This is a genomic window from Prosthecobacter sp. (genome assembly GCF_029946185.1).
In the GTDB taxonomy this organism is placed as follows: Bacteria; Verrucomicrobiota; Verrucomicrobiia; order Verrucomicrobiales; family Verrucomicrobiaceae; genus Prosthecobacter.
Map to the genome: position 1 here is coordinate 1 of NZ_JAQSEA010000055.1, position 6,438 is coordinate 6,438.

Sequence of the window (6,438 nt, forward strand, 5' to 3'; positions counted from 1 at the left end):
TCGGCAAAGCTTCCACCACAACTGGCGCTGGTTTGACGGATGGATTCGGCAAAGCCTCCTTCAGGACAGCCGTCGGCTTGACGGGGGAGGGCTGAGGTTTGACTGCGGCTGTTAGCACTGGCACCGGACTGCTTTTGACCACTGTCACGACCGCAGGTGACATGTCATGTACCCTGACAGCAGGTCCTTCAGCTGCAGCAGAGGAAACCAAGGGCTGTCCCACAGCTCCGGGCGTCTCTCTACCACCCAAGAAAATCCACGCACCTACACTCAGCATCACCACGGCGGCCGCCGCCATGGCACCCCAAGGCAGACTGCGCTTTTGCTGATGTATCGAATTGAAGTCATGCGTCTTAATTCCTCGCTTGATGGGAGAAATCGGCTCCTCATCAACAGGTTCGGCGGCGGTATTGTTCGCATGCCAATCCTCGTCAAAATCAGAGACGGAGCCGACACTTTCCATTTCCTCCACCGCCACCAGAGTTCTGCCACGCAGGCGCGTGGCCAGATCAACTGCGGGCGCAGAGAGCAGCCTCTCAAATTTGTCGAGGAAATCACCCGGGCTAGGGGTCTTGCCCGCACCACGGATCAATTCCAGGCAGTCACGCACATAAGCGGCGGCCGTCTCAGGGATGGATTCAGAAAACTGCGGCACGCCTCCGCTCTGACGCTCTCCTGTCAGCAAATAGCCTGCGAGCGCCACAAAGGAGCGATGCCGAAAATCCCGATTCTGCAAATGCTCCTCCATCTGCTGTCCTTCGGCGATATCCATGTCAACCAGCAGCGGCTCATACAAGCTGCGCATCGTCATGTGCGGACGCAGCTTCACAACAAACGAAGGCCAGGCATCCAGACGCTTCTGCATCAATCTTTCCAGTTCCCGCGAGAGCAACGGACCATTTTTTCCTACTCGCAGCAGGATGTTGGATGGGTGCAAATCCACACGCTGCACGCCACACTCCACCGCCTGATCAAGCCCGGCGCAGATCTGCCGCATCAGCACCGTCACTTCAGCAGGATTCAGCGTGATGCGTTCCGCCATCAGACGACTAAGCGCAAAGCCAGGCTCCCGCTCTTCGGTCAGGAACGTCCAGTCAGGGCTTTCCCAGAGACTCAAGGACCGCAGGATGTTGGGGTGCCGCTCAGGATTGAAACGCCACATCTGCAATGGCACCGCCTCGTAGCGGGATTTATCCACGATTCTCGACGGTGGCAGAAGATGCACCGTGACAGGCTGGTCCAGTTTCGTGTTGATCGCAGGAATGGAAAAGGGATAGCGGCGGGCGTGATCCGCACCCTCCACACGAAACCGCGTTCCCAGAATATTTTCGACCGGCACATCTTCCAGCAGCAGTTCCTGAAGCTGAGATTGTGGCTGCAGCGAGGAGTTCACCACCAGGTGTTTGCGAAAATTGCGTGCTTTGATATTGCTCGAAAGAGCGCTGAACGCTTCTCGCACATCATCACGCAGTTTTTCAATCGATGTCGGCGCATTGTCGGGGTCGGTAAGAGCTGCTCTGACCGCAGTTCGCAAGCCCATCGGCAGTTGTGTTAATGCAGGAAACTTGTCCGGATTTTCGCCTGCATAGGGCTGGCCTGTCAGCAGCAGGAAAATCAACCGGCAGGCCTCCACCACCAGCCGCTCACCACTCTGTACGTCCGACCCTGCATCCATCTGCGACAGACCGTAATCAAACACGCGAAGTTGCAGGAACGTGTCCTCCAGAGTCGTGACCAGCACGCGGTCTAGATGCATCCGCGAAACAAGACGCTGAAACCCTTGCAGCTGAAGCAGGTCATCCAGCAGCTGATAAACCATCGCCAGCCCTGTCGCAGGTGCCACCGCGCCGCGCCTTTGGGTGTAATGCTCGACGAACTCACCGTCATTGAGATTGCTGGTGTAATAAACCAGCCCTTGGTCCTCACCCACTTCCAGAATGCGCATGAAAGCATGGCCGCAGATTTTCGATGCCTGACGGGCGCGCTCAAAGGCCGATTTCTTCATCGCCGCATCCAGCGTGCTCCCCCCACGCAGCACATGCAATTCCACCAACCGGTGGATCCGGTTGTCGAAGGCTAGAAAAACAACCTCATCCTTGGAACGCATCAGCTCCACCGGTGCGCCACCGGTTCGATGCGCCACGGACAGGCTGCCAAATTGCTGAAGCTCTTCAATCATAACAAGTTAATGAACCATAGGGTGAGATCATGCCAACCGGGGTTTCCGGGGCAAGACCTCATATAAACGCTCTAGTTTATAAGGTTTATGACTCATATTTGCAAATCCTATTCTGAAAAATCTGGTAATTTTATTATTGAGTAAAGCTTATTTTAGAGACTCCGCTAAAAAAATGTCGCTCTCTGTGGCTATTCGCAATAGCTCAAAGGATACCAAGTAGACCTACCAAAAATGCAATCTTATCACGCGTAACTCTCACATTTGGGCCACTTGAGCTTGCCCGGCTATCTTTTGGCCCCCACCGCTGGTGGTGTACCTGCCATGGTACCACCGACAATCACTTTGAGGCGCCTTTTCTCATCATCGCTCCATTGATAGGCCACGTCCGTGAGCGCGTTACGTGCTGCTATTTTGATTTCTGCAGCATTTGCAGAACCAGGATAGACTAATAACTCCCATAGGGTGATGGCATTCGCCTTCACGCGTTCCAGCAGCAGCTTGCAAACACGCAAACGAACCTCCGCATCCTTAGGCGGGTCTAAATTCAGCCAGACCAGCAGATTCATATACTGCGGGCTGTCAAACGGCAGTTCCGGGCTTTGTCCGGACAGCACCTTTTCGTTTTCACGCCAGGCACCGGTTTTTGCCAAAGCATGCTGCACTTTATAGGCTGCCATCTCAGCAGCCTTTTTTTGCAATTCACCCTCACGCCATGCCCCCAGATTGGCATGGTCAGAGCGCACGCCCTCTGGCTTCAGCGTGTCCAGAACGCCGACGACAAAATTTCGCGGAACCAGCAGCAGGCTGAGCAGCGTGAAGATGAAGCCGCAGACCCAACCAAGAATAAATCGAAAAAGTGGTACCGAGTTATGAGGAGTGGGGATGCTCCGGACAGCCCGTTCAGGTGCCGGAAACTGCTCATGCGAGACCTTCACAGCCCCAGCTCCGTTTTCGGATTTCACAGTCGCCAGCTTTTGGGTCGCCAGCACAAGATTTTCCTGCTGTTGCGCACACTTCATCGCCAGTTCCCACCAGCACTCCGGCAGCACGGCCTTGAATAAATCGGCCCCTTCGATGTCGGGTGCCAGACACTCCGACAGATGATCGAGAGCCTCACGCTCCGCCTTGCTCCGCCACGTCCAGGCCGTCTTGGGTTTGCGCAGCCGTACGTCCCAAAAATCACGCTCATCTTGCGCTGCACTGCACACCACACGCCCAGCCGTCAGCCAGCGCCTGGCATCCCCCAGGGCCTCCTGATGCTCCTCTCCTGCCAGTGGCAGCGCCGCATTGTACAACTGCTCTGCACGAGAAAACCGTGTCACCGCCAGCGTGGCGGCCAAGGCCAGCATGATATCGACGGCACAGGCATTTCTAGAGGCATGCGACGCCACGATCGCATCCGCGAGCCTGGAGAGGCGGTGTGTCTCCCCGCGTGCAGCCCACCGCGATGCCACCATGCAGGTCACGTTGACCTCGCCACTGCTCATCTCAATGACCAAGTCGGGGATGCGCGCGAGTTCGGCGAGTTGATCCTCGTCTTCCTCAAACATCTCCGCAATCAGCAGACTGCTCGCGGCTGCCCACTCCGGCTTTGAAAATGCCTGGCAGCAGAACGCATCAAAATGCCCCGGCACTGCGACCTTGCCGGCCACTGCACGTAGCAGGGCCTTGGCGCTGGCGCGCAGTTCATCCGGCAGTTCCGTCGCTATAAACGTCTCAATGCGCAGCATCGCCGCTGAATCGATCGCACTGCTGGAGCCAGCATCCAGCGCCTGGCTGGAGGACATCTTTATGGCGGATGCTGAGGCGCTGTTTCCCATTTTCAGCGCCATTGATAAGACGAATCAGGCCAGATGCAACGCGTGCGTCACAATGGAGGTCAATTCGCTCATGCAATGATCTCCTTCGCCACCGTGCCGTAAACGTCAGTCAGACGGAAATCGCGGCCAGCATAACGGAAGGTAAGCCGTTCGTGATCAAGGCCCAGCAGGGCCAGCACCGTCGCGTGCCAGTCATGGATGTGCATCTTGTTCTGCACCGCCTCGTAGCCGTAGTCATCCGTCATCCCGTAATTCATCCCCCCCTTCACCCCGCCGCCGGCCATCCACATGGAGAAGCCCTTGTTGTTGTGATCGCGCCCGTCCTCCCCCTGGCTGTGGGGAGAGCGCCCGAATTCCCCACCCCAGATGATCAAGGTGTCTTTGAGAAGTCCTCGCTGCTTCAGATCGGCCAGCAGACCGGCAATGGGTTTGTCGATGGCCCCCGTATTGCGCTCCAACGAAGCCTTCAGATTGAAGTGCTGGTCCCAGTTGCCATTCGTGAGCTCGATGAAACGCACGCCCGCCTCGACGAACTTGCGCGCCATCAGGCACTGCCTGCCAAATGCGTCCGTCTCCTGCTCATCAATGCCATACAGCGCCTTTGTGGCCTCTGTTTCCTTGCTCAGATCCATCACCTTGGGCACCTCGGCCTGCATGCGAAACGCCAGTTCATAGGACTCGATCACGCCTTCCACTTCGGCGCTGACACCGCCGTCCTGCTGCATACGCGCCTTGTTGAGCGCCTGTACCAGATCCAGCTGCGTACGCTGCTCTTCCGTCGTGTAGCGGCTGTTCTTGATGTTCGCCACCGTGGCCTGCTCCATCCCACCGCCCCGCCGTCCACCACCACCGGGGAAACCGTTGCCGCCAATCTTGGTGCCCTGATAAATGGCAGGTAGAAAGGCGCTGCCATAGGTGCGTGTCGCGTTGCCGGGCGGATTCACCGTGATGAATCCCGGCAGGTTTTCATTCATCGTGCCAAGACCATACAAGGCCCATGATCCCAACGATGGACGCACGAACTGCGTCGTCCCGGTGTGGAGCTGGGAAAAGGCCTGCGGATGAGCGGGCAGATCCGTGGACATCGAATTCAGGATGCACATCTCATCCGCATGCTTGCCCAGATTGGGAAACAGCTCCGAGATGTACAGGCCGCTCTTGCCCTGCCGGTTGAACTTCCACGGCGACGCCATCAGCTTCGCCGTGCCATAGCGACCGGCCGCCGAGGGTGCAGCTTTCCCGTTGTCCGAGATCAGCTTCGGCTTGTAGTCAAACGTATCCACATGCGACGGCGCCCCCTGCATGCAGAGAAAAATCACATGCTTCGCACGTGGCACGAAATGTGGTGCTTTCGGTGCCAGCGGCCCCGTGGCGGCCTGCGGATTGGCGCGCAGCGCCTGCTGCTGTGCCAGCGCGGCAAAGGCCAGATAGCCGAAGCCGTTCGAGCCGGTCTTCAAAAACTCGCGCCGGGAAAATTGATGGGTGCTCATGACGTGGGAAGAATGGAGGTGCTTTAATTGAGGTAACGAAACTCGGCGCTCGCGATCAGGCTCTGGCAGAAGGCGGACAGCGCGGCAAACTCCGCCTGCTCCTTCACCTCTTTGCTGCTGCCGCCGCCCTTGGCGATCTGCTGCGGGAAGCGCATCCAGAACTGGCTGATCGCAGTTTTCTCCTGCGCCGTGGGTTCACGGCCAAACGCCAGTTCGTAGGCGTAGCTCAGTCTTTCGGCGGCACTGCCCGGATGATTGGCAATGCGCGCCGCAAACGCGTCCGCCGCATTCTGCGCCTGCGGATTGTTCATCAGGTACAGGCTCTGCGATGGCACATTCGTCGTATCTCGATCACCATTCACCAGACTCGCATCCGGATAGTCGAACACGGAGAGCATTTCAGGAATCTGATCCCGAATGATCGGAATGTAGATCGAACGGTAGGTGGAGGCCTTGCTCGTCAGATCACCACGGAAGATCGAAATCAATCCCTGTCGGCCTTCCCCCGCACGCGCCACGGGAGATCCGTCCACCGGATACAAATTCAGCGAGCCGCTCACCGCCAGCATCGCATCGCGGATCGCCTCCGCCTCCAGCCGGCGCTGGTTCATGCGCCAGTGCCACTTGTTGTCGGGATCCACGGCATAGTTCGCCGCATCATAGCCTGATCCCATCTGGTAGGCACGGCTCATCATGATCTCACGGATCAGCTTCTTCACCGACCAGCCGTTCTCCATGAACGAGACCGCCAGATGGTCCAGCAGTTCAGGGTGGGAAGGCTTCTGACCCATCGCACCAAAGTTATCCGGCGTCGGTACGATGGCGCTGCCCATCAGCTTCAGCCACACACGATTCGCCATCACGCGTGCCGTCAGCGGATTGTCCTTTGAGGCGATCCAATAGGCCAGGTCCAGCCTGCCACTGCCGCTTTGCGGGCTGATATTCAATG

The 6,438-nt window shown here is 57.7% G+C and carries 3 protein-coding genes and 1 pseudogene; all 4 read right to left on the reverse strand.

Annotated elements, in window-relative coordinates:
- Positions 1-2,179, reverse strand: a pseudogene (locus PSV43_RS03705) (hypothetical protein); the annotation flags it as partial.
- Positions 2,180-2,463: 284 nt separating this feature from the next.
- Positions 2,464-3,966 carry a hypothetical protein gene (locus tag PSV43_RS03710; protein ID WP_300193911.1) on the reverse strand — a complete coding sequence of 501 codons (1,503 nt, stop codon included), beginning with the start codon at positions 3,964-3,966 and terminating at the stop codon, positions 2,464-2,466.
- A gap of 101 nt (positions 3,967-4,067) precedes the next feature.
- Positions 4,068-5,489: a DUF1501 domain-containing protein gene (locus PSV43_RS03715; RefSeq protein WP_300193913.1), complete on the reverse strand. Its 1,422-nt coding sequence runs from the start codon at positions 5,487-5,489 to the stop codon at positions 4,068-4,070.
- A 23-nt stretch (positions 5,490-5,512) separates the two neighbouring features.
- Positions 5,513-6,438: DUF1553 domain-containing protein (locus PSV43_RS03720; RefSeq protein WP_300193914.1), on the reverse strand; the 926-nt coding region annotated here is incomplete at its 5' end.